This window comes from Listeria grandensis FSL F6-0971 (assembly GCF_000525835.1).
In the GTDB taxonomy this organism is placed as follows: Bacteria; Bacillota; Bacilli; order Lactobacillales; family Listeriaceae; genus Listeria_A; species Listeria_A grandensis.
This window is the reverse complement of sequence record NZ_AODD01000039.1, coordinates 1-24,475: the sequence shown is the minus strand read 5'-3', so window position 1 is coordinate 24,475 and position 24,475 is coordinate 1. Positions and strand designations below refer to the sequence as shown.

At 40.1% G+C, this 24,475-nt stretch carries 16 protein-coding genes and 2 pseudogenes; 8 read left to right on the top strand and 10 right to left on the bottom strand.

Features of this window, described 5'->3' with window-relative positions; genetic code table 11:
- Together PGRAN_RS15045 and PGRAN_RS15040 are read right to left on the bottom strand one after the other, a co-directional pair.
- Positions 1–2,012, bottom strand: a 2,012-nt coding sequence (locus PGRAN_RS15045; protein ID WP_036068469.1) for an immunoglobulin-like domain-containing protein, incomplete at its 3' end; no start/stop codon positions are given.
- An 829-nt stretch (positions 2,013–2,841) separates the two neighbouring features.
- Positions 2,842–3,432, bottom strand: a complete 591-nt coding sequence (locus tag PGRAN_RS15040) for a recombinase family protein (protein WP_051998696.1) — start codon at positions 3,430–3,432, stop codon at positions 2,842–2,844.
- Between the two features lie 447 nt (positions 3,433–3,879).
- On the opposite strand from PGRAN_RS15040, the gene PGRAN_RS15945 reads away from it, so the two are divergent.
- Entirely contained in the window at positions 3,880–6,237 is a 2,358-nt protein-coding gene (locus PGRAN_RS15945) for an MSCRAMM family protein (protein ID WP_051998695.1), read from the top strand.
- A gap of 313 nt (positions 6,238–6,550) precedes the next feature.
- Here PGRAN_RS15945 and PGRAN_RS15030 read toward each other — a convergent pair.
- The 6 genes and pseudogenes from PGRAN_RS15030 to PGRAN_RS15005 form a co-directional block, all read right to left on the bottom strand.
- A pseudogene (locus PGRAN_RS15030) lies at positions 6,551–8,221 on the bottom strand (immunoglobulin-like domain-containing protein); the annotation flags it as partial.
- A 40-nt stretch (positions 8,222–8,261) separates the two neighbouring features.
- Positions 8,262–10,448: a toxin Cry1Ac domain D-VI-related protein gene (locus tag PGRAN_RS15025; RefSeq protein ID WP_036068464.1), complete on the bottom strand. Its 2,187-nt coding sequence runs from the start codon at positions 10,446–10,448 to the stop codon at positions 8,262–8,264.
- A 266-nt stretch (positions 10,449–10,714) separates the two neighbouring features.
- On the bottom strand, positions 10,715–11,389 hold the full coding sequence (locus tag PGRAN_RS15020) for a sugar transferase (RefSeq protein ID WP_036068462.1): 675 nt from the start codon (positions 11,387–11,389) through the stop codon (positions 10,715–10,717).
- 8 nt (positions 11,390–11,397) lie between these two features.
- Complete coding sequence (locus PGRAN_RS15015) at positions 11,398–12,672, bottom strand: nucleotide sugar dehydrogenase (RefSeq protein WP_036068460.1); 1,275 nt, start codon at positions 12,670–12,672, stop codon at positions 11,398–11,400.
- Between the two features lie 31 nt (positions 12,673–12,703).
- Complete coding sequence (locus tag PGRAN_RS15940) at positions 12,704–13,162, bottom strand: DUF4352 domain-containing protein (RefSeq protein WP_051998693.1); 459 nt, start codon at positions 13,160–13,162, stop codon at positions 12,704–12,706.
- Positions 13,163–13,422: 260 nt separating this feature from the next.
- Positions 13,423–13,650, bottom strand: a complete 228-nt coding sequence (locus PGRAN_RS15005; protein ID WP_036068473.1) for a type II toxin-antitoxin system RelE family toxin — start codon at positions 13,648–13,650, stop codon at positions 13,423–13,425.
- Between the two features lie 402 nt (positions 13,651–14,052).
- Between PGRAN_RS15005 and ahpC the strand changes: the two genes are divergently transcribed.
- The 5 genes from ahpC to PGRAN_RS14980 all read left to right on the top strand — a co-directional run bounded on the left by ahpC (position 14,053) and on the right by PGRAN_RS14980 (position 18,922).
- Positions 14,053–14,616, top strand: a complete 564-nt coding sequence (gene ahpC, locus PGRAN_RS15000) for an alkyl hydroperoxide reductase subunit C (protein ID WP_036068458.1) — start codon at positions 14,053–14,055, stop codon at positions 14,614–14,616.
- A gap of 2 nt (positions 14,617–14,618) precedes the next feature.
- On the top strand, positions 14,619–16,148 hold the full coding sequence (gene ahpF / locus PGRAN_RS14995; protein WP_036068456.1) for an alkyl hydroperoxide reductase subunit F: 1,530 nt from the start codon (positions 14,619–14,621) through the stop codon (positions 16,146–16,148).
- 298 nt (positions 16,149–16,446) lie between these two features.
- Complete coding sequence (locus tag PGRAN_RS14990) at positions 16,447–17,415, top strand: ABC transporter substrate-binding protein (protein WP_036068454.1); 969 nt, start codon at positions 16,447–16,449, stop codon at positions 17,413–17,415.
- Between the two features lies 1 nt (position 17,416).
- Positions 17,417–18,403, top strand: coding sequence for a FecCD family ABC transporter permease (locus PGRAN_RS14985; protein ID WP_036068451.1), 987 nt, complete (start codon positions 17,417–17,419; stop codon positions 18,401–18,403).
- Positions 18,404–18,427: 24 nt separating this feature from the next.
- Positions 18,428–18,922, top strand: a complete 495-nt coding sequence (locus tag PGRAN_RS14980; protein WP_036068449.1) for a HugZ family pyridoxamine 5'-phosphate oxidase — start codon at positions 18,428–18,430, stop codon at positions 18,920–18,922.
- 65 nt (positions 18,923–18,987) lie between these two features.
- Here PGRAN_RS14980 and PGRAN_RS14975 read toward each other — a convergent pair whose 3' ends face one another.
- Both PGRAN_RS14975 and PGRAN_RS16480 read right to left on the bottom strand, forming a co-directional pair.
- On the bottom strand, positions 18,988–19,254 hold the full coding sequence (locus PGRAN_RS14975; RefSeq protein WP_241433377.1) for a rhodanese-like domain-containing protein: 267 nt from the start codon (positions 19,252–19,254) through the stop codon (positions 18,988–18,990).
- A gap of 225 nt (positions 19,255–19,479) precedes the next feature.
- Positions 19,480–19,668, bottom strand: a complete 189-nt coding sequence (locus PGRAN_RS16480; RefSeq protein WP_077914721.1) for a DUF3955 domain-containing protein — start codon at positions 19,666–19,668, stop codon at positions 19,480–19,482.
- Positions 19,669–20,411: 743 nt separating this feature from the next.
- Here PGRAN_RS16480 and PGRAN_RS15935 point away from each other — a divergent pair.
- Both PGRAN_RS15935 and PGRAN_RS14965 read left to right on the top strand, forming a co-directional pair.
- The gene (locus PGRAN_RS15935) at positions 20,412–24,086 is read left to right on the top strand and encodes an immunoglobulin-like domain-containing protein (RefSeq protein ID WP_159101160.1); all 3,675 of its coding nucleotides are present in this window, start codon (positions 20,412–20,414) and stop codon (positions 24,084–24,086) included.
- Positions 24,087–24,171: 85 nt separating this feature from the next.
- Positions 24,172–24,475, top strand: a pseudogene (locus tag PGRAN_RS14965) (hypothetical protein); the annotation flags it as partial.

The window sequence follows — 24,475 nt, the reverse complement described above, 5'->3', positions numbered from 1 at the left end:
CCTGCTATTGTAGCCATGTCTTTCGCATGAATGACTGGCGCTTCGGCTGTTATCTGCATGTTTACCGTTGTGCTTGCAGATTTTCCGTTACTGTTGGTCACACTGTACACCACTGGATAGTTTCCTTCTTTTTGGAAGTCTACACCACTGTAATCTACGCTCAGACCTGAACTAATATCTCCGTCTACTTTATCCTCGGCTGTTACATCGGTGAACCAGCTTATATCGGTAGGTTTTGTTCCTGCTATTGTAGCCATGTCTTTCGCATGAATGACTGGCGCTTCGGCTGTTATCTGCATATTTACCGTTGTACTCGCAGATTTCCCATTACTATTTGTCACACTATATACTACTGGGTAGTTGCCTTCTTTTTGGAAATTCACACTGCTATAGTCTACACTCACATCCGGACTGATGTCTCCATCTACTTTATCCTGTGCCGTGACGTTCGTAAACCAGCTTACCTCACTAGCTTTTGTTCCTGCTATTGCGCTCATATCCTTGGCTTGAATGACTGGCGCTTCGGCTGTTATCTGCATATTTACCGTTGTACTCGCAGATTTCCCGTTACTATTTGTCACACTATATACTACTGGATAGTCGCCTTCTTTTTGGAAATCCACACTACTGTAGTCGACGCTTACATCTGAACTGATGTCTCCATCTACCTTATCTTCCGCCGTGACGTTCGTAAACCAACTAACTTCACTAGCTGAGATTCCAGCGATTGCACTCATGTCTTGAGCTTTGACTGTCGGAGGAGAAGCATTCACGTTAACTGTAATTGTTTTTTTTGTAGTATTACTATCACTGTCCGTTACCGCATACGTAACAGAATACACACCTTCTTTTTTTGTATTAACATCATTCGATATGATTTGAATATCTGACGTTAAATCTCCATCTTCAATGTCTGAGGCAGTTACATTTTCAAGTGGATCAAACGATGTTCCTGCGGTTATTGTTCTATCGTTTGCATAAATTACTGGATCATTATTTCCTGATACAAAAACATCTGGGATAGGTTCTTGTCCCAAGGAAGCATTGACACTCCCGGTACCTACTAGCGTTGTTACTAAAAGGCGTTTTTTTTCTTTGAAAGAATACTGAAGCGTCACAGATTTGGCAGCATCTTGAGGAGTCACTAATGTAACTGTGTTCCCAGATACTTGAACCGAAATCTCTTTTCCATCTTGGTCTTTTGCACTTACATCTAAAAGATCAAAAGCATCATCCAATGTCCATTCCATCTGTGCATCTTCCGTTTCATACATCGTCTGTGTAAGTTCACGGAGCGCGTCAATCCCTTGCGTCATATTCGTAAATTGATAAAAATAACTTGGATCTGACACCATCTTTTTTCCATTAGCGATGGATGCAGCACTGCTTCCAATATAAATCCCACCTACCTTGTGGCCAGCATTTTTTACTTTCGCTGCACCATCAACTGTACGCTGAACCCCGTATGCGTCATTATCACTTATAAGAATAAAAATAGTATTGTTATCCGTATTCCCTTTAGATCCATTGTAATTAGTTAACGCATATTCAAAACCAGAATCCGCGGTAACGGTACTCGCAGCTGTTCTCGTTAACCCATCTTTTATAACTTTAAGATCATCCGTAAGTGGCACAGTAACACTAGCTCGAGTTGCCGGCGTAGTATTAATAACCATGATTCTATCCTGACTTAAATCCACTTCCTCAGCAATTTCTGAGATGGCTTCTGTTAGTTGTTGAGTATGAGCTGAAAAACTGCCACTCGTATCTCGCAAGAAAATAATATCATTTCCTTTTGAAGTTTGAGCAACAGGTAAGTCAAACTTAATCTTTCCGTCATATTCACGTAAACCACTTGCATCTTTTTTTGAAAATTCTATGTCATTACTTGTATTATATATCGACCCAGCTGCACTAACTTGGGACACACTTATAAGACAAGTGCTCATCAATAATATAAGCGCAAGAAAACATTTCAAAAGACGCATTGTTCGATCTAATTTTCTATTCATTTGTTAATCCCCTTTTATACTTGTATAGTTAATATTCTAATATTTAATTAGCTGAAAATTCTGATTTTATAATTAAAATTATCTCACCTCCGAAAAATATTGACTTTTTAGGCAAATTAAAAAACCTTTTATCATTACCGCCTTTTTCGTTATATCCTTCACTAAGACGATAATGCAAAAAAGCACTTGTGCTTGAACAAAATAACAAATCCACTGCATATCTGGGCTTTCCTATTTGCATTGAACACGAAAATAGCAACAAATTATTTATTTTTTGTCAACATTTCCTTAGCACATGTATTATACTACCATAGCTTTTTTTTTTTAATCTAGCCCAAATCTAGACTCTTAAAAAAAATTCATATAATATTCACACTTTGATAAGTGACAGTATAGTCTAATAAAGAGGCTGCCCCCCTCCTCTTTCAAGGCAGAAAGCAACCCCCTTTATATTGCTAAGAGTTCCTCACTTAGATTATCGACTGCTTACTCTAAGAGTCTGAGACAAAACTCAAGATAAAGCAAAATCGTCCAACCCGTTACTTTGGGTAGGACGAAAATTTTGCTCTACACAAATCGAGCGAAAGCGTTTGTATTCAGGGAGTTTGGTGGAAAGTGTACGATTGTACATGAGAACCGGAAGTCCGCTAAAATCCATGAATGCGAGCGCTTTTCGCCGATTTATCTGGGTTATGTCTCAGCCAGATTTCGGAATATTTAACCATGCGCGTTATACTTTATAGAAGTGTGTTTAAGAGGTAATCAGCAGGAAAACAATGATCCCAAAAAAGGTACCTTAGTGTAAGCATTTTATAAATTTTATAAACCTTTACGTACATGTGTGCTTAGTATAGTTATATACAGTCGAAATAGATACTTTTAATCTAGCTGCAATTTCCTTTTTTGACATTCCTCGACTTATTAATTGTTTAATAGCATCACTTTTTTCGGCAGATATTTTAGGCCTTCCTCCGCAACGTCCCCTTTTTTTAGCCGCTTCTAAGCCAAGTAAAGTTCTCTCCCGAATCATGGATACTTCCATTTCAGCAATAGCCGCGATTAATATAAAATAAAATTTCCCCATAGGTGACGATGTATCGATCTTTTCCTTCAGGCTGATGAAATGGATGTTCTTCTTCTGCAAAAACTCGCTGATTTCTAGTAAGTCTTTCGTTGTACGGCTTAATCGATCTAGTTTAGTCACAACTAATGTATCGCCAGCCCTCATTCGTAAAAATAAATTTTCTAGCTCTTTTCGTCGCTTCCTTCCTGACTCTTTCTCCAGAACAATCTGCTGACAACCAAAAGACTCTAAAGCATCCACTTGACTATGCATGGATTGCTCCTGTGTAGATACCCTGGCGTAGCCGTAGATCTTAGCTTTCATTTCTTTCAGATCTCCCATTTGTGAACATTCCATAAACAATAACCACCTGACGTATTTTGTGTGTTTATTTGATAATATATAGAATATACTAACAATATACATCTTCAAAGAGATTATGTCTAAAAAAGAGACTCAGAAATTGCAAGCATGCGCCCTTAGCTTTTTAACCTAGGACAATCCAAACTCTTAAAATAGCTCACACACTATTCATATTTACAGAAACATCTATACGAGCAGTTGAATAGACATATTAAGTTCAAAAATTATGAATTTATAATAATATTCTATTTAGAATAATTTATTGACTGTAGATGTGAATATTAAGTGAATATACCTTATTAATTTTGAAATTTTTTATTTTTCCTCCGGTAGATCTTGCATAATGGTTCAGTGGCAGATAATATTTAGATAGGAAAATAAGTTATTCTAATAAAGGAGTCGTTGAGATTGTATGAAAAACTTAAAGAGAGGATATGAAAAATGAAAATAATCCACAAACTATGCTATCTAGTCGCAATACTATTTATGATTTTTAGCCAACTACCTTTTGGAGGAGCATCAGCTGCAACGGTAAATCCAACCAGCCCTTTGGCACCAGGTGATGATCCAAGAATCACTATAACAAGCCCACAAGAGATCGGTGCCAATGCCCGAGCAGTTCTAATGGTAACTCTTGCTGCGTCATCGGGCAGATTAAATGAAGATGGAGAAATAAAAGTTGTTATCCCGAAGAATATTGTTAGGGATAGTACGGGGCAAGATATTATTAACTCTACCACTTTAGGCGGTGTTTTCTATTGGGGAACATCACCATTAACGGATGACGGGGCAGGCAACTGGTTGCTTCGTATTCAATATGACCATACAAGAATTAACCAAGGAAATGCGTTTAGCTCCAGTATTTATGTTAACTTTCAAGCGCCCGCATATTGGTCAACTGATCCTAACGCACCAGATTCTGTAGATTTTTCTGCACACTTAAGCAATCAGCAGGGGGTTCTAAGTTCAGATCAAGCCAGCTCTACTGTAGGGAGATTAATTATCGGTCGCCCTCCATTCACCAAGCAGAGTGATATTAGAAAAGATACGGTAAACAATATTCCTGATGTTTCTATGTTAAGTACGAATTCACCTGCTTCTAACGTCTTCGCGATCCTTGTTAATTACAACGAGGAAAATTGGAAAAATGTCGTTATATCCGATATTATTCCAAAAGATACATCTTTGACAGATCCTAATGAATACGTTAGAGCAAGCGGAGATGCAACTGTAATAGATCATTTTAGAATTGCAAAAGTAACAAGTTGGAACGGAAATACCCCACAAACCTTTGAGTACGTAACACAAAATTTTAAAGGTAGTATTTCTACAACATCAGACGGATTTTCTGTAAACCTCGGCGACATAAAAGAAGCCTATGTTATTATGTATGGTCAAGAGGTTGACGCTGGTATAACACCTGCTGAATTTGGCGTTAGGTATAACACAGCAAAGCTATCGATCGATGGCACGGAAACAAGTAGTATGAGTATCCCTGTAGCACTTGACCAAACCGGTTTTGATCAAATGGAACTGAGCAAGACAGTTAATCAAGCTACATTATCCACCACTTCAGGAGAAATAATCTATTCGCTAGTATTAAATACTCATTATGGTTCATTACCAGCTGGTACGGTCGTAACTGATCCCCTCCCGAACCATGTTACTTACCTTGATACGATAAAGATGGATCCGAACTATTTTTCTCAACCTGTGTATGATAAAAATACTAATACCATAACGTACACCTTGCTTAAAGACTTAAACGCTGGCGAGTCTTCCGCGATAGACGTTAAAACTTTTTATGAAAATAGGAATGCACAGCCGAATGAGCAAATTTTAAACAAAGCGTATTATAGTTATCATGGGAGTCATATATACAGTGATGATGCAGTTACAACGCTCGATGGTAGCGCGTATTTATACAAAATTGATTCCGATTCGAAAAATCCTTTAGCTGGCGCTGAGTTTAAAATAGTTGATAGCAATGGCAAGACTGTCGCCACTAATCTAGTATCTGATGAAAATGGATTCATTAACTCTGGTATCTTACAGCCTGGTGACTATCAATTTATTGAAGTGAAAGCTCCAGACGGCTATGTCCTAGATCCAACACCAATCGATTTCACCGTCACTTTGGGACAAGCAACCCCAGTGAATTTGACAGCGATCAATCAATTAAAAGGAGTCGGCTCAGTAGAACTTACTAAGTTGGATCGCATGTCTAAAAAAGTACTAGCCGGTGCCGAATTTGAATTACAAGATGCGAACGGTGTCGCTATTCAAAGTGATTTAGTAACAAATGAGCTGGGCACAATTACGGTAAATGAATTAGATCCTGGTGATTATCAATTTGTAGAAACAAAAGCTCCGTCCGGATACCAATTAGACCAAACCCCTGTTACCTTCACGATCAAAGCAGGTGAGTCGGAAACTGTCAAAGTTGTAAAAGAGAACACATTCATATTAGCAGATGACCCTATTGATGATGAACCCATAAGCGATGATCCTACTGACGATGAACTAGTTGATAAACCCGTGGATGAGTATCCTAGTATAGAGGAACCAATTACTGAAAAACCAGTTAGTCAAAATGAGGAATATCCTTCTGCAGATATCAATACACCTACCAAAAACAAGGATATAACTCCATCTATTGAACGCATAGATACAACAAATAAAGCACCTATTCAAAGAGTTTTACCTAAAACCGGAGAATCATCATTAGATATCCTTCTACTATTAGGTGGACTTTCTTTGAGCGGAGTAGCAGTTTACCTACTCCGGAGAAATAAATAAAGCCATACGCTAGACGTTTACTCTATCCCGCTCTATAAAAAAAGAAGATGCTTATCATCGTATAAATACGGTGATAGGCATCTTCAGTTATGTACAAAAATTGTACATAGAGAGAGCGGTAGCAACTAAAAGGGATTTAAAGCGCTACCTACATACATGAAAAATGTACTATGCCTATATTGTAGCATAATAAATAGCGCTTTCCAAATAAACAATCTATGCTCACTATGGCTCTGACATTTCTATTAGTAAGAACAGCTACGAAAAAACGCCAACCCTTTTGGGCTGACGCTTTTCACTTTATTTCCAACTATTATTTAGCTGTTACTTGTACTGTTTTCGTATCTAACACGTTACCTGCTTTATCTAGTGCTGTGATGATAACTTCGTCAGTTACAGATTTAACTTTGTCGAAAGAGTAGAACTTGAATTCGCCATCTGTGAATGTTCCACCTTTATAGACTGTGCCATTTACTGTTACTTGTACTGATTTCACTTCACCTGAATATGTTCCTGTGATGTTCTTATCTGTTCCAAGTACTAGTGCGTTCGGAGTAATTGCACCTTTAATTACGTTTTCTGCTGCTGGTCCTACAAGTTTAATTGTTTTCGTATCTAGTAGTTTACCTGCTTTGTCGAAAGCCTTCATTGTTACTACATCGCTTGCGCTTGTAATCTTATCAAATGCGTAGAACTTGAATTCACCGTCTGCAAATGTTCCACCTTTGTAGTCTGTACCGTTTACTGTTACTACGACATAGTGTACGTCATCTGTATAGGTTCCTGTGATGTTTTTGTCGCCTGGTACTGCCATTTCAAGTGGTGTAATGCTACCTTTTGTTACGACTGGTACGCCTGTTACTACTTTTAGTGTTTTCGTGTCTAGCAATTTACCAACTGAATCGTATGCATGGATCGTTACAACGTCTGTCGCGTTCTTGATTTTGTCAAAAGCGTAGAATGTGAATTCGCCGTTTGCTACTGTTCCGCCTTTGTACACTTTATCGCCAACTGTTACTGTTACTTTTGCTACGTCTTCCGTATACGTTCCTGTGATGTTTTTATCTGATGCTAGGTTGTATGTTGCTGGTGTGATTTTACCTGCTGTTACGACTACGAATTTCACTTTTGTTCTTGATAGTTCTTTTCCGTATTTATCATACGCTACTGCGAATACCGCGTCTGTTTTCTTGATGTTTTTATCGTTGGCATAGAATGTGAATGTGCCATCTGCTTTTACTGCTCCACCAGTGTACTCTTTGTCGTTCACTAGTAGGGAAATTTTAGCTACGCTACCTGTGAATGTTCCTGTTACATACTTGTCGCCACCGATTAGGAAGTCAGCTGGTGTAATTGTTCCGACTGTTGATGAACGCATGTCTAATAGTTGTTGTGCTTGGTCTAGATCTCTTTGTAGTTGTGCTTTTACTGTTGGATCTGTTACTGTGTCAATGATTTTTTGAGCTGCATCAATAGATGGTTGAATTGTTGGATCTTTGATTTCGTTTGATGATGGTGTGTCGTTCGTGAACAACTCGTTGACTGCTTTGCGTGCTGCTTCTTGACGTGCTTTTTCTGCATTTTTAGCGTCTAAAAGTTCTTGTGCACGGTCTAGATCTTTTTGTAATTGTGCTTTTACTGTTGGATCTGTTACTTTGTTGATTAAGGCTTGCGCTGCATCAATTTTTTCTTGTGTTGTTGATCCTTTGATTGCGTCTGTTGATGGGTTGTTGCTGTTGAACAATTCATTTACTGCTTTTTGTGCTGCTTCTTGGCGTGCTTTCTCTGCTGCTTCTGCTGCATTACGTGCATCTAAAAGTTCTTGCGCACGGTCTAGATCTTTTTGTAATTCAGCTTTTACTGTTGGATCTGTTACTACGTTTACTAGTTTTTGTGCTGCATTGATTGAAGCTTGTGTTGTTGTATCTTTGATTGTGTCTGTTGATGGTTTATCGCTAGTGAATAGCTCGTCTACTGCTTTTTTCGCTGCTTCTTGACGTTCTTGCTCTGATGACGCTGCTGCGTTACGTGCATCTAGTAATTCTTGAGCGTCGGTCTAGATCTTTTTGTAGTGCTGCTTTTACTGCCTCATCTGTTACTGCGTCTACTAATTTTTGTGCTGCATCGATTGCGCCTTGGTTCGTGATGTCTTTGATTGCGTCTGTTGATGGTTTGTCGTTGTTAAACAATTCGTTTACTGCTTTTAACGCTGCTTCTTGACGTGCTTTTTCTGCTGCAAGTTCTGCGTTACGTGCATCTAACAGTTCTTGGGCGCGGTCTAGATCTTTTTGTAATTGTGCTTTTACTGTTGGATCTGTTACTGCGTCTACTAGTTTTTGTGCTGCATCGATTGCATCTTGGTTCGTGATGTCTTTAATTGCGTCTGTTGATGGTTTGTCGCTGTTGAATAATTCGTTTACTGCTTTTAGTGCTGCTTCTTGACGTGCTTTTTCTGCTGCATTTGCTGCGTTACGTGCATCAAGTAGTTCTTGGGCGCGGTCTAGATCTTTTTGTAGTGCTGCTTTTACTGTTGGATCTACTACTAGGTCGATTAACCCTTGTGCGTCGTCAATAGATGCTTGTGTTGTTGTATCTTTGATTGTATCTGTTGATGGTTGGTCGTTCGTGAATAGTTCGTTTACTGCTTTTTGCGCTGCTGCTTGACGTTCTTTATCTGTACTTGCTGCGTTACGCTCATTTAATAGTTCTTGTGCGCGGTCTAGGTCTTTTTGTAATGCTGTTTTTTCTACTGTATCTGTTACTGCATCGACTAATTTTTGTGCTGCGTCAATTTTTGCTTGTGTTGTTGTATCTTTGATTGTGTCTGTCGCTGGATCATTATTTGTGAAAAGTTCGCTTACTGCTTTTTGTGCAACTTCAACTGTTCCTGTTGTTGTAATACGTTTCGCGTCTGCTAATACGAATTTAGTTTGGATGTCGCCAGTAGATGAAACAGCGCCTACTTGTACGATTCCAGCTTGTGCAGATGCTTGAATAACTTGGAATGTTGCATCTTGCCATGATAGGTCTGGTGTTTCTGTTTTGTTTGTTGGTTTAAATACGCCGATTTCTGATAAGCCTTTGAAGTTAATTGTTGTTTTGCCTGCTGCGGAGAATACGCGGTTAGCGCCAGTTCCGTTTGCATCTAGGTCTAATTTACGTGGATCATTGATATTGATTACTGCGTTTGCTGCCGTTGTACGGAAGATATGCGCTGCTGCTGGTGCTCCTGCTGCTTGTTTCGCTACTAGGCTTGCGTTTGGATTTATATTTAAAGTTTGCCCTACGGATATTAGTGCGGCAGCTGATACGTCTGTACGATTAATCGTTGTTGTAGAGCTAGTATCGAATGTTACGTTAGCCATTGCGTATGGGAATAACTCACGAAGCGTGTTAAGGTTGAATGTTGCACTTTTACCTACAACAAAGTTTGCTGTGTTAGCTGGTGCATAGAGGAATTCTCCACCATTTGCTGTGACATCTACTTTTGCACCATCTTTAATGATGAAATATGGGTTTGCACCGTATACAGCGAAAGCATATGTTGCTGTCGTATTATGCTCACCGATGAATTCTCCGTCAATGGTAACTCCACCTGCTTGAACAAGCTCATTTAACGTTCCTAATTTATCAACGCCTTGTCCGTTTACAATTTTGTTCTTCCCTGTGAAGTTAACAAATCCATTGATATTGTAGACAAATTGTGGTCCTACATAATCGATGTTTTCAAAATTTTGTACTACACCTTTGACACCATCATATACTGTGAATGGTGAGTAGTAATGGGAACCGCGAATCGTCAGGTTTTTTACATTCATTGTTTTCATAGCTGATCCTGTGTAAGCAAAGATTGTCATGTTAGCTGCGTTTATCGATACTTTACTTTCTGTTAACGTATAACCGTTACCGTTAATTGTAAGTTCTGTTTTCTTGTTGTTGATCTGAATTCCTGCTGTCATCGTGATGTCTGCTGTTAATTCGATATTTGTAATGCCATTATCTTGCTCAATGATTTGTTTTAATGTTGCGAAATCACCTACTCGTGTTGGTGCTTCTGTTGTTCCAATTTCGGAGCCTTCTGCTGCTGCGCTTGTTGTTGGATAGACTGTTAACATTTGTGATAAAACCGTTACTGTTGCTAGTGTTGCGACTAAGGCTTTTTTCACCTTTTTAGTTGATAATACGTTTACTGGCGTTGTTTTTTTCTGCATGTTTTATATTTCTCCTTTGTTATAAGAATTTTTCTTATAAATTAGTTTTTTTATTGTTATTAGTACGAAATAAATGAAGGGGATGTTCTGTCGGGGAATCCATGGCTACAGTTATTAAGATTGAGATTGCTACTAGGCTTCACATCTTACTCACCGCCTTATTCGTTTATTATCTTTGCCTTACATATACTTTATCAAATTTTTTCACGAAAACTGGATTATTCCGAAAAGTTACTCAGGAAAATCAATTTTCTAGACACTGCTTGTTACATCCCATTTCCTTTGCTTGTAAATTCCTTGAAAGTCATCAGTAATATCTTGATATTGAAGCGAATCGTTCTCGTTTCAATATACTCGAGGTCAAGTTCAACCATCTCTTTAAAACTCAGGTTGTTTCTGCCGCTGACCTGCCATAACCCAGTGCATCCAGGCGTGACAAGTAGGCGTTTCTTATCATAGTTCGTGTAGCTAGCATATTCTGTCGTTAGAGGTGGGCGCGGTCCAACGAAGGACATATCGCCTTTTAAAATATTGATGAACTGGGGGAATTCGTCGAGACTCGTTTTACGAATCCATTTGCCGACGGAGGTGATGCGAGGGTCGTCTTTCATTTTGAACATGTGCCCGTCCATTTCGTTCTGTGCTTGGAGTTTCGCGAGCTGGGCTTCTGCATCAACGTACATGGAGCGGAATTTATACATATAGAAGGTTTTTCCGTCTTTGCCGACACGTTCTTGTTTGAAGAAAATCGGGGCTTTCCAGTTTTCTAGCTTGATCATTACTGAAATTACGAGGAAAACTGGGAAAGATATCACGAGGGCAATTATGGCTGCGATGAGGTCAAAAATGCGCCATACTTTATCGTGGAGGGGTTTTTCGTGGGATTCTCGGTAATTTAATACCTGTTCTGCAAATTTAAAATCAGTTTTTTCCATTGACATTCACGTCCTTAACTGAATTGATATGGCACCGCGTTCTTTATGACTTTGTGCAGGTTGCCGTAATTGGTATAGACGACTTGCTCACCGACATTTTGAACCATATTTTTCGTGTCGAAAACGATCGCATCACGCATTTTATCTGTGTAGGTAGTTGGAATTGTACGGAATTCATTGTGATCGCTTAATACGACGATTAGTGAGCTATCTTCACATGCTTCTTCGCCAGTGAGCGGGGCCGAAATCACGTGCGGGTCGAAACATTTAATATCAAAACCATCTTCTATGAGCAATTCTTTGATTTCCATCGCGGGACTTTCACGGATGTCATCGATGTTTCCTTTATATGTTAGTCCGAAAAGTGTTACGGTATTACCTTCACGTTGTTCCATGATGGCTTTTACGTTTTGGACAACATATTCGGGCATACTATTATTGACTGCACGGGCTGTTTGCATAAGGGGAGATTGTTCTGGGGCGGCCGCGATGACGAAATATGGATCAACTGCTAGACAGTGTCCACCAACGCCTGGACCAGGTTGATGTAGATTTACACGGGGATGTTTGTTTGCCATTTCAATCACTCGTAGGGCATCGATCTCAAGATGGTTACTAATTTTTGCAAGCTCGTTTGCAAGGGCAATATTGAGGTCACGGTAGGTATTTTCCATGAGCTTACTAAGTTCGGCTTCACCGGCTTGCGCTTTAATGATCTCGCCTTCAACAAATTCGCCATATACCGCCGCTGCTTTTTCAGTACATTGCTCCGTAATCCCACCAATGATACGTGGATTGTGAACTAGTTCGTGCATGATATTACCTGGCAATACACGTTCTGGACAGTGTGCTAAGAAAATGTCTGCTCCGACTGTGAATCCTTGTTTTTCGATTAGTGGTTGGACGACATCTGCCATCGTTCTCGGTGCGATCGTTGACTCAACAATAATCGTATCGTTTTTCTTCAAAAGTGGAAGAATACTTGTTAGCGCGGATTCGACATATGACGTATCGCATGATTTGTACTCATCATCTTTGTTAGGGGTTGGTACTGCGATGATATATGCATCTGCGCTCACTGGGGTCGTACTAGCATGGAATTTGTTCAAAGCTAACGCTTCTTGTAAATCATCCTCTAAACCTGGTTCTTCGATGTGAATGAAGCCTGCGTTCAAGTTTTCTGTCATCACTGGTGATAAATCTACTCCTGTTACCGTATTTCCGTATTTCGCGAATAAAATCGCGGTCGGTAATCCGATATATCCTAGACCTACTACTGTAATTTTCATTATTTAAAATTCCGCCTCTCAGTTTAATCTCTTATTTTTCCGGAAGTATGATTGTCCACGTTGCTGTTTCGTCTGTCGATTCCACTACTGGTTTGTAATGCAATGTTACTTTTTCTTCACCTGCTGGTACTTCATAGTAACCAGAGCCTTTTAATGTTTTTCCTGCAGGAATCGCGTCACCGAAGTTATTAGCGCTTAGGCCATCCACGGAATGCTTTTTGCCATCTTTCGTTTCAATTACGAAGTCGCCTGCTCCGGCACCTGATTCATCTGCACCGACGTTTTCAATTCTAAAATCTATTTTTGCAAGTTGTTTATTATCATTTTGGCTATTTAAAGTGTTAACGCTTGTCACTGTTATTTCTAGGTCATTTGCTGTTCTTGTTTTCCCAAGATCGTTTGCGGTGGAGGCAGTTCCACATCCAGCGACAACCAATACGAGTGTTAGGCTTAATACGAATAATGTGATCCAACTTTTACTTTTCTTCATAAAATACTTCCTCTCCTGTTTTGCGATTTATTTGTTTCGCTTGATCTACTAACAGCTTACCATCTCAAAATCCAGAAACAGGAATATTCCAGAAAATTGATTGCAATCTTCAACATACAAGACACCAATAACACTCCATATCCCGCTTTCTTCTATAGAAAAGGGCGCCTACAACTTTTCGTGTGTAGTAGAAAAATGCGTACATATGGTGATATAGAAAAGACCCTTGATGATAAAAACATCAAGGGTCTTTCTATTTTTTATAGATTTGCTTGATCTTCCTCAATCCTACAAATGACGCGATAATCTCCAATTCGATATCTCCAATGACCGTCATAGTTTCCTACTAAAGCTTTTCCGCTTGCTTGCGGATTTTCTGTGCCATCAACGTGCTTTGATAACCACTTTAAAATAGTGCGACCAGCGTGTCTATCTAATTTGGATAGCTGTTTTTCAAATCGAAATGTTGTCCTGACCTGATAGCTCATTCATTATCTCCCAATCCATACTCCGACATAAGATCTGATACACGAACTGTAATTGTAGCCATGTCTATCCCTCCTCATGTTCGTGATATAATAGCCTTTATTTGTCATGACAATGAGCATTCGCAAATTCCTTATCAAGAGCTATCACTAAAATAATATTCTGTAAATAACTGAGAAAATTATATATCAATTGATAAAAAGAATTATTAAAAAAATAAGTTCATACCAACAGATCAAATTCGTTGATATGAAATAATTTACAGTGGTTCGAACATGTTTCCCCATTTTATACTTCCTTTTAAATAATAAACATTATAAATAACTATTGACAATCGTCTAAAATAAGTTGATAATTCTAAGTGTGATATTTCACATAAAAAAGTGTTTAAGGAGGAATTATAGATGTCGTTAATTGGAAGAGAGATAGAAGAGTTTGCTGCAAAAGCTTTCCACCAAGGTGAATTTATTGATGTTTCATCTGAGGATTTCAAAGGAAAATGGAGTGTCGTTTGTTTTTACCCAGCCGACTTTACATTTGTTTGCCCAACTGAATTAGAGGATTTGCAAGATCAATATAAAGTATTGCAAGACCTAGGTGTAGAAGTTTATTCTGTTTCAACGGACACACACTTTACGCATAAAGCATGGCACGATGCGTCAGATGCCATTGGCAAAATCGAATATATAATGATTGGCGATCCTACCCATAAGATCTCGCGAATTTTTGACGTTTTAGATGAAGAGGAAGGTTTAGCAAATCGCGGCACGTTCATCATTGATCCAGATGGTATTGTTCAAACAATTGAAATTAATGCAGACGGTATTGGTCGCGACGCCAGTGCTTTAATTGATAAAATCCGCGCTGCACAATATGTGCGAAACAATCCAGGTGAAGTTTGTCCTGCAAAATGGAAAGAAGGCACGGATACGCTAAAACCGAGTCTAGACTTAGTAGGTAAAATTTAAGCATGGCTTTAGATAAAGAAATCAAGGAACAACTTGCGGGCTATCTGGATTTACTGGAACAAGATATTGTCCTAAAAGTAAGTGTCGCAACAGATGAAAACTCGCAAAAGTTACTTGAATTTGTTAGTGAAATCGTAGATATGTCTCCAAAGATTCGTTTAGAACACGGCTCGCTTTCAAGAACGCCGAGCTTTAGCGTGGAACGGGAAAACGAAGATTACGGTATTGTTTTTGCTGGGATTCCACTAGGTCATGAATTTACCTCACTTATTTTGGCATTGCTACAAGTAAGTGGTCGCCCGCCGAAAATCAATGATGATATCACGGCGCAAATCAAAAAAATCAACAAGCCACATCATTATGAGACTTATGTCAGCTTAACCTGTCACAACTGTCCAGATATCGTGCAGGCGCTGAATATCATGAGTGTGCTGAATCCAAATATTTCACATACAATGATTGAAGGTAGCATGTTTAAAGACGAAGTGGAAGCAAAAAACATCATGGCAGTTCCGACTGTTTTTGAAAATGGCTCGCTATTTGGAAGTGGTCGGATGACAATCGAACAAATTATCACCAAAATAGTAGGTGTAGCCGATGCTTCCGAATTTGAAGATAAAGAACCGTTCGATGTCCTCGTGATTGGTGGCGGTCCAGCAGGTGCCAGTGCAGCAATCTACGCCGCTCGCAAAGGTATTCGAACTGGGATTGTAGCAGACACTTTCGGAGGTCAGGTTTTAGAAACGTTAAGCATCGAAAACGTGATTGGAACAAAATACACAGAAGGTCCAAAGCTGATAGCACAGATTGAAGAACACGTGAACGAATATGGCGTCGATGTGATGAAACAAGTACGCGCAAAAAGTATTCAGAAGAACGAAAGCGTGGAAGTCACACTCGAAAACGGTGCTGTATTAACGACTAAAACCGCGATTATCTCGACTGGTGCAAGATGGCGTAATATTGGCGTTCCTGGTGAGCAGGAGTTCAAAAATAAAGGCGTTGCATATTGTCCACACTGCGATGGCCCACTTTTTGAAGGGAAGAATGTCGCTGTCGTTGGCGGAGGTAACTCTGGTATCGAAGCAGCGATTGATCTCGCTGGTCTCGTAAAACATGTCACTGTCCTCGAATTTATGCCTGAACTAAAAGCCGATAACGTTTTGCAGAAGCGTCTTTATTCCCTGCCGAACGTCACTGTTTTGAAGAATGTACAGACAAAAGAAATTACGGGGCAAGACAAGGTAAATGGCATCACATATGTGAACCGTGAAAGAAATGAAGAAGTTCATCTCGATGTGGAAGGCGTATTCATCTTGATTGGTCTAGCTCCGAACACAGAATGGCTTGGAAATGATGTAGAGCGAAACCAAATCGGTGAAATTATTGTCAATAAACATGGCGAGACAAACGTTCCTGGCATATTTGCCGCTGGAGACTGTACAGACAGCGCTTATAAACAAATCATTATCTCGATGGGCTCAGGTGCCACAGCTGCACTCGGCGCATTTGATTATATGATTCGTCAATAAAAACGAATCATGCTGAGAGACACGTTAAACCTGTTGCTACAAAACGGGTTAACGTGTCTTTTATCATTTTAAAAATCTTCTTCCTTGCAATAATTCATGCTTAACCCTCACGATACATCCTTAAAAAGTACCGAATACTCCTCTTCCTCCCCTCAAATTTTGATACAACTCCTCGATATAATCAGCAAAGACATCCAAAAAAGAAATCCGAATCAGGCTTGCCAAACAAAATCAAATTTGGTATACTCCAATTAATTGATAATGATTATCAATTATAGAAAAGGAGGTCTCGTATGAGATGATAAAAAAACTAGTATTTAGTCTATTGACTGTGTCGGCACTAACGCTTGCTGGGTGCGGTACCACGGACGAAGCAACAAAAGCAGACGTCAAAACTTCTGGTCATGACAACACGACAACAGCTGTGAAATCCAAATCAGAGGCCGCGCAGATCGAGACACTTTCAACACAATTTCCTACTGAGCCACCCAAGAACGTCGTCGCAACTTCTGTTTCCGTAACAGAATTGCTTGATATATTAGGAATCATGCCTGCTGGAATCCCGAGTAGCACGCATAAACTTCCTGACAATTTTGCAAGTGTTCCAAGAATTGGTTCCGCAGTGGAGCCAGGTATCGAGAAAATCGCCAGCCTGAATCCGGATTTGGTCATCGGTTCCGAGTCGATTAAAAGTAGCATCGACAAGAAAATCAGCCAGATCAACCTAAAAGGTGCCTACTTACCAACCGATTCCTACGCCGACCTAAAAGTGTCACTAGAGGTTCTGGGAGCTGGACTTGATAAGAAAAAAGAGGCTACTTCCTACCTTGCACAAGTACAAAAAAAGCAAGACAAAATCGTCAGCTCAATTCCTGATAAAGTCGCGCCAAAAGTCATGATTCTATTCGGAAACGGCAGTTCTTTCATGTTGATGAATGATACAACCTACGTCGGTAGCCTCGTTAAAATCGTGAAGGCGAAAAACATCGTCACCGAAACAATGAAAACCGATGAAGCTTTTGTACCGCTAAATATGGAAGACGTGACTGCGGCAAACCCAGATGCAATCCTGCTTGTATCACACGGAGACGCGGACGTAGCCTTGAAGCAATTCAAAGCAGATGTGAAGAAAAATGGCGCTTGGGAAAAGCTCAATGCCTTCAAAAACAACAAGGTTCAGGCGCTCGACTATGACACTTTCGGCTACTCATCCCTTGCCAAAGCTACAATTGGCTTAGAGGAGCTGAAAGACATCCTTTACAAATAAGATGGAACGAAAGCAAAAAAGCTGGTTTCTCATTGGGACAACTTCGATATTGCTTGTTGTCTCAATGATTATAGCTGTAGGCGTTGGAAGTATTCACATTGCTCCGATGGAAAGTATCCGTACTTTATTTGGTGAAGGCGCTGAGCTGTCTCAGACGATTTTGTGGAATTTGCGAATTCCGCGGGTACTCATTGCTGTGATTGTTGGCACAAATTTGGCGGTTTCTGGGGCATTTTTGCAGGCGGTAATGCGGAATCCATTGGCCGATCCTGGTTTGACCGGGGTTTCTAGCGGGGCCGCGGTGACCGTTTTGATGATCGTGTTACTTTTTCCGAACTTCGGTAGTTTCGCGCCGCTTGCAGGTATGATTGGTGGGCTCGTTGCCGTCGTCATTGTTTATGCGCTCGCCTGGAAAAATGGCACAATCTCACCAATGCGAATTATTCTGTCAGGTGTTGCCGTCAACGCGATTATGGGTGGAATCATTGGTCTGCTTTCGATTCTATACAGCGATCGTCTGCCCGCTGTCGTGCAATGGATGAACGGAAGCCTCGCTGCAAAAGGGATGGGCGACGTGGGACTCCTGTTGCCATACTCGATTATCGGTTGGGTTTGCGCGATTTTCTTCATTCGAAAAGCGAATATTCTAAGCCTCGGCGACGATATCGCGGTCAATCTTGGTGAAAAGATGAATCAGACGCGAATTATTTTATCGATTATCGCTGTGTACCTTGCTGCTATCTCGGTTTCTGTCGTTGGCTTGCTCGGATTCGTCGGCCTAATCGTACCGCACATGGCGCGCTTTTTAGTCGGCTCCAATTATTGGCGCTTAATCCCAATGAGTATGGTGCTAGGCGCCTTGGTTTTGCTTACCGCAGATACGATTGGTCGCTCTCTCTTTGCACCGCTCGACATCCCTGCCGGAATCATCATGGCCATTGTCGGCGCGCCATATTTTCTATACTTGATGCGCGCTAAAGATATATAACAGAATAAGAAAGGTTGGATAAACATGGTAGAAACAGTGAAAATGGATCAGGTGAAATCACGTTATGACGATTTTTTGGAAAGCCGTAAAACGATCGTGATTAGTTCACAGGATTCGGATGGTCATCCATTCATAAGCTATGCACCTTTCATGAAGCATGAAGGCAAACTCTACATTTACATTAGCGCTATCGCCGAGCACTACGACTTTATCGAGCAAAATGAGACCATTCAAATCATGATGCTCGCCGATGAAGCGAATACGAAAAACCTATTTGCCCGCGAGCGCCTTTACCTGCGATGCCAAGCGAAAAATATCGGAAACGACAACCTCGAGCCCATCTTCGCAAAAATGGAAGCGATCCATGGTACATCACTCATCCGTTTACTGCGAACCATTGACATGTCGATTTTCGAGCTAACCCCACAAACTGGTCGCTACGTGATTGGCTTCGGACAAGCCTTTACCGTTGATTTTGCATCGGGAGAGCTGGAGCATATTGTAGTAAACAAAAAATAATAAATGCAAAAAAGGATACTGCCTACACGATTTGTGTAGGCAGTATCCTTTTTATTCCTTTGGACTCATACTTTCCTACTCGGCACAACCGAGTTCCACTTCATCAGGCCACCCTTTACATTTATCACATCATAGCCTCTTCTATACAGATACTGCGTCGCTATCTTGCTACGCGCCCCCGAATGGCAAATAATATAAACCCGCTCCTGAAAATCAAACGCCTTTAATTTTGTCAGTGGCACATTTTGCGAACCTTCGATATGACCGCTTGCATATTCAAAACGCTCCCGAACATCTACGATCACCGGCTTCTCTATAAATTTATCAGCCAATTCAGCGACAGTTATAGAAGGAGTTTTTTTTTAAGAAAGCCATCTTTACTACCACCTTTTCTAATCCCGTTTGCTATTAAAATCATACCATTAAAAATAAGCATCTATCAACAATATAGTCTTAAAATAAAAAGACATGTCTGAGACCTCTATCTAATAGACCATGTTCGCGTCTACTACAAGTGTACCAAACATACCTTTTCAATTATATTCTTATTAATGGGATTATTTTTTCATTAATACTTTCGCGGAGAAGAAAATAGTTGTGATAATTCCTGCAAAAAAGAATAAGCAGCTCACTGGTATTAGGAAGAATGCTGGTTCTCTGACAAAACCATTTGCGTCTATCGTACTACCAATCATCGTTGAAATTCCTAGACATAGAATCCCCACCAAAATTAATATAGGACCCATCCAAAATTTGATTTTCTTCACTTGAACATCATATTTATTATAATGACTCCAACAATATCTACAATTTCATTATACAGTAAAAATATATTGTTTTAAATATATTTTTTATCTCAAAACGATATATTTTGAAATATCGTTACACTGCTTCTGTTTCATACAAAAAATACACCTTCCCCCACAGACTCCTTTTTCAAGCCGCATAATATTATTCCTATATAGATCTCTTTTTAAAGTCTGCCATAGCGTCAATGTGAATAATTTGTAAACATTTTCTCTATTTCTGTGTTTATCTTCTTTTTTTTAGCAAAGCATATTGCCCCTTAGCAACTTACACAGTAGAATTAAGTTATGTAAACAACCCCATTGCATAAAATATTTTTCCTATGAGATGTATAGCTATTATTAGAAATACGCGATTGAATACTATGTAGTTTAATGTCAGCAAAGAATGTTAAACTATCAGCACGCAAATAATCATTTGAAATGTCTATGCTAGCAACCATAGAGGCAGAACAAATCATTTAGTTCAACAAATCACAATTTTTCATTATTACTGTGCTAGCATAATTTATTCGAAAATTTTATATTAAGGAGGGGAATAAAATGTGATACTATAGCGTATGTGTCAACCTTACCAATGGAAAAGCGAATTTCAAAAGGAGTGTTAATATAACATGAAGAAAAAACTATTAAAAAAGGGCAGTATTTTAGGCTTAACCAGTGTACTCATAAGCAGTCAAATCGTGCTTTCAACTGCACCATTCATAGCCGGTGCAGAAGAAAAGATAATTAACCCGACTGAAGAAAAACAACAGGAAGATGTTCAGACTCCTGAACTAGTAGAACAAAAGGTAGATGGAGCTACAGACAATGATAAAACTGAGGATGACAGCACGAAAGAAGACAAAGCACTTAATCCATTTAGCGAATTGAAGACGGAAAATTCCGAGAAAAAAGAAAATGAAACTACAGTAAACGAGGCTAAAAGTGCCACTGATCCAGCGCCAAAATCTCAACGCGATCAAAGAGCTGCAATTAGCGTATCCACGTTTGCGCAGTTTAGAGATGCCTTTGCCAATGATCAAATTAGAGAAATAACGCTTACAAACGGTTTTTCTTTTACTGGAAATATTACAGGCGTTAGAAACTCTAATTTAACTGTATACGGGAACAATCAAACCATTAATATGGGCTCGTATTATATTCACAGTTTAGCCAATAGAGGCATGAGATTAACCCTAGAAAACCTTAATACCCGTGGAGGAAGATTTGGCGAAAGTTATGCAGCTATATCTTATGATAACTATGGGCACGTTACGTTAAGAAATGTAACTCATCAAGGCGGTGAATATGTACTTGCTGAAGGCGGTATTACACTAGGTGGTAATGTTAACGCAAGAATTACAGATAGACAAAATCTGTCAAACTCCATTTCAGTTTGGGGTACTAAAGCTCCCATTGGAGGAGGCGGGCCCTTTATAGTTGAGGAAGGCGCTAATGTTAATATTTCCCAAGAAACCGGAAATGTATACCAGGGTTCCATGCTTTTAGGTATGGCCACACAGTTTGTTATTCGGAAAAACGCCGTATTTAACATGCAAGCAATCAATTCATCCCGTACTACCCCTCCTTATGGCGACGCACTGATTGTATCTCGATCAACCATTACCCCTGTTATTGAGTCTGGGGCAGAAATGAATTTATATACTGGAATATCTGGTTTGCGAGGGATACAAAGTAACTTTTCTGGAATAAATGTTCAACCAGGAGCTAAATTAAATATCAATACAAATGGAGGCACAGGCATCTACAACTCAGCTAGAACAACTCTAAACTTTGCAGGAGATATTGATATTAAAAATTCTGCAGCAACAGGTCAAACAATCTATGCAGCAGCTGGGAGTAGCATGATTTTTGGTGGACAAGATATCGGCGCTCGATCAAAAGGCAGTCTAGCATCTACGCCAGATATGCAATGGAATAACGTTTCAGGGTCAGCTTCTTTCAGCGGGAATAACACTGCTACAAATTCCACTACAAATGCATCTTTTAACTCCCAATTTAGGCTTCAAAATGTTAACTGGCTGACTAGTAAAACCGCAACAGGTATTGAGAATACGACTATCAATGGGTTAACAACAGCCTCTACGGTAGCAACAGGAACAGCGGAACCTAATTCCATCGTTGAAATTAAAGCGAATGGCACTGTCATTAATACTGGAGTAGCGAACGGAAATGGTACTTATTCCATCAGCATTCCTCTACAAACAGTAGGAACTACGGTAACTGCTCAGGCAAGTTTAAACGGGCAAGTCTCAAATATTGCCGAAACTGTTGTCAGAGCAGCTAATATCCCTGTTGGAACTATAAGACCAGATGTGTACTCCACAGGTAGCTCAAGCATTACAGGATCTTATACCGGTGATGTAACAAGAGCCGAATTATTCGTAAATGGACAACCAATCTCACAAGGTGGAGCTTTTGCAAATGGAAGTTTTTCTTACTACGTGAACTCTAGCCGTATTAATCTAAGCGATAATGTTGTTCTCGTGGCGTACAGCGCAGATGGGACCGAGCTCGATAGACGTACTGTTATTGTCGTAAGCGGTGTAACAGGTTCTTTATGGCCAGATGACTACCGATTGGGTGCAGCCTCAATTACTGGGAGTTTTTCGGGAGATATCAACTTTGCTCGACTTGTAATTAATGGCCTACCAACAAATCATTGGGGTGGTAATTTTAACCCTGCAAACGGTACTTTTAGTTTCTATGTGGCACCAAACTTAATTGGAGCGGGCGACTTAGTTACAATACAAGGGTTTAACTCATCTGATTTAAGCACGGTTATTGATGAAGTGCCAGTACAAGTTATCGTTCAAGGCACCATTGCACCGAATGATTACCGCGTGGGCGACTCCAATATTATTGGAACGTATACAGGTGATGTGGTAAGAACACAATTAATTGTCAATGGACAGGATGTTAACATTGGTGGAACTTTTGCGAATGGTAATTTCACACACTTTGTCCCTGCTGGCAGAATTCAAGCAGGCGCTAATGTAGAGTTGGTTGCATTTGATGCTGCTGGTAGAGAACTAGATCGTCAGACGGTACGTGTAATTGCAAATACCCAAGGAACAATTACACCGGCGGACTATCGATTAGGTGATGCCAATATTACCGGAACGTATACAGGTGATGTGGTACGAGCCGAATTAATTGTTAATTCAAACCGAGTGAACATTGGTGGAACTTTTGTGAACGGAACTTTCACATATTTTGTTCCTGCGGGTCGTATTCAAGCAGGCGCTAATGTAGAGTTGGTTGCATTTGATGCTGCTGGTAAAGAACTAGATCGTAAACCAGTACGCGTGACTGCCAACACCCAAGGAACAATTACACCAGCTGATTATCGATTAGGAGATGCCAATATTACCGGAACGTATACAGGTGATGTGGTACGAGCCGAATTAATTGTTAATTCAAACCGAGTGAACATTGGTGGAACTTTTGTGAACGGAACTTTCACACATTTTGTTCCTGCGGGTCGTATTCAAGCAGGCGCTAATGTAGAGTTGGTTGCATTTGATGCTACTGGCAGAGAACTAGACCGTAAACCTGTGCGTATTGCGAATACACAAGGAACGATTACACCAGACGCATTCCGTGTGGTTCAAAGCAATTCCAATATTACTGGAACATTTACAGGTGATGTCGCCTCAGCTCGTCTAATTGTGAATGAAAACGTGGTACCTCCTGGTGGTGGTGGAACATTCAACCCTGATGGCACCTTCTCGTTCTTTGTTCGTACAGGCACGATTCGAGTAGGAGATAGGGTGGTGTTGATAGCATTTGATTCTGCGGGTAGAGAACTGCAGCGTCAAACAGTAAGTATTGTCAATACACAAGGAACAATTACAGCCAATGATTACAAAGTGGGCGATGCCAATATTACAGGGAACTACACAGGCGATGTGACATCCGCGCGCTTAATGGTGAATGAACGTGTAGTGACACCAGGTGGTGGAACATTCAACCCTGATGGCACCTTCTCGTACTTCGTTCAAGCAGGTGTCATTCAAGCAGGAGATACTGTGACATTAGTTGCGATGGACGCAAATGGTCGCGAATTAAATCAAACAAATGTGCGTGTGAATCCAAACATCCAAGGAACGATTACATTAAATAATTATACAGCAGGAGGTGCGAATCTGACAGGAACCTTTACTGGCGATATCGCACGAGGACGTATCACTGTGAACAGTGTTGTTGGTATGTGGGGTGGTGATTTCAATCCGAACGGTACTTTCACATATTATGTTGGTAATCTTGGACTAACAGCGGGAGATCGTGTGACGTTAACGGGCTTCAGCTTGGACCATACCGAATTAGATGACAGTACGATAACAGTACAATAATCGATTTAATAGAAGCATAGTTCGTTATTCCTGCAAGAGAAATCTTGCAGGAATAACCTATTTTATAGAATGAAGGAGATATCTGATGAAAAAAATAATCATTGCTGGCAGTATAGCTGCCCTAACGGTTTTAGGTGCTTGTTCGGCGAATACAGATACGAAAGAGGAAACGAAGAAAGCGGCCACAGATACGAAAAAACCAGCTACAGACAATAAGAAAACCGCTAAATCAGAACCTATCGTTGTGAATGGGATCCAATTAACGTTAGATGGACAAGAAATTACGAAGGCGATTTCTAAAGATCAAAAAGAGCAAAACGTGTATACCTTCCGCGTGACGGGTAAAAATGTTTCCTCCATCAATAAAGGGTTAGGCTCTGTCGATTTCA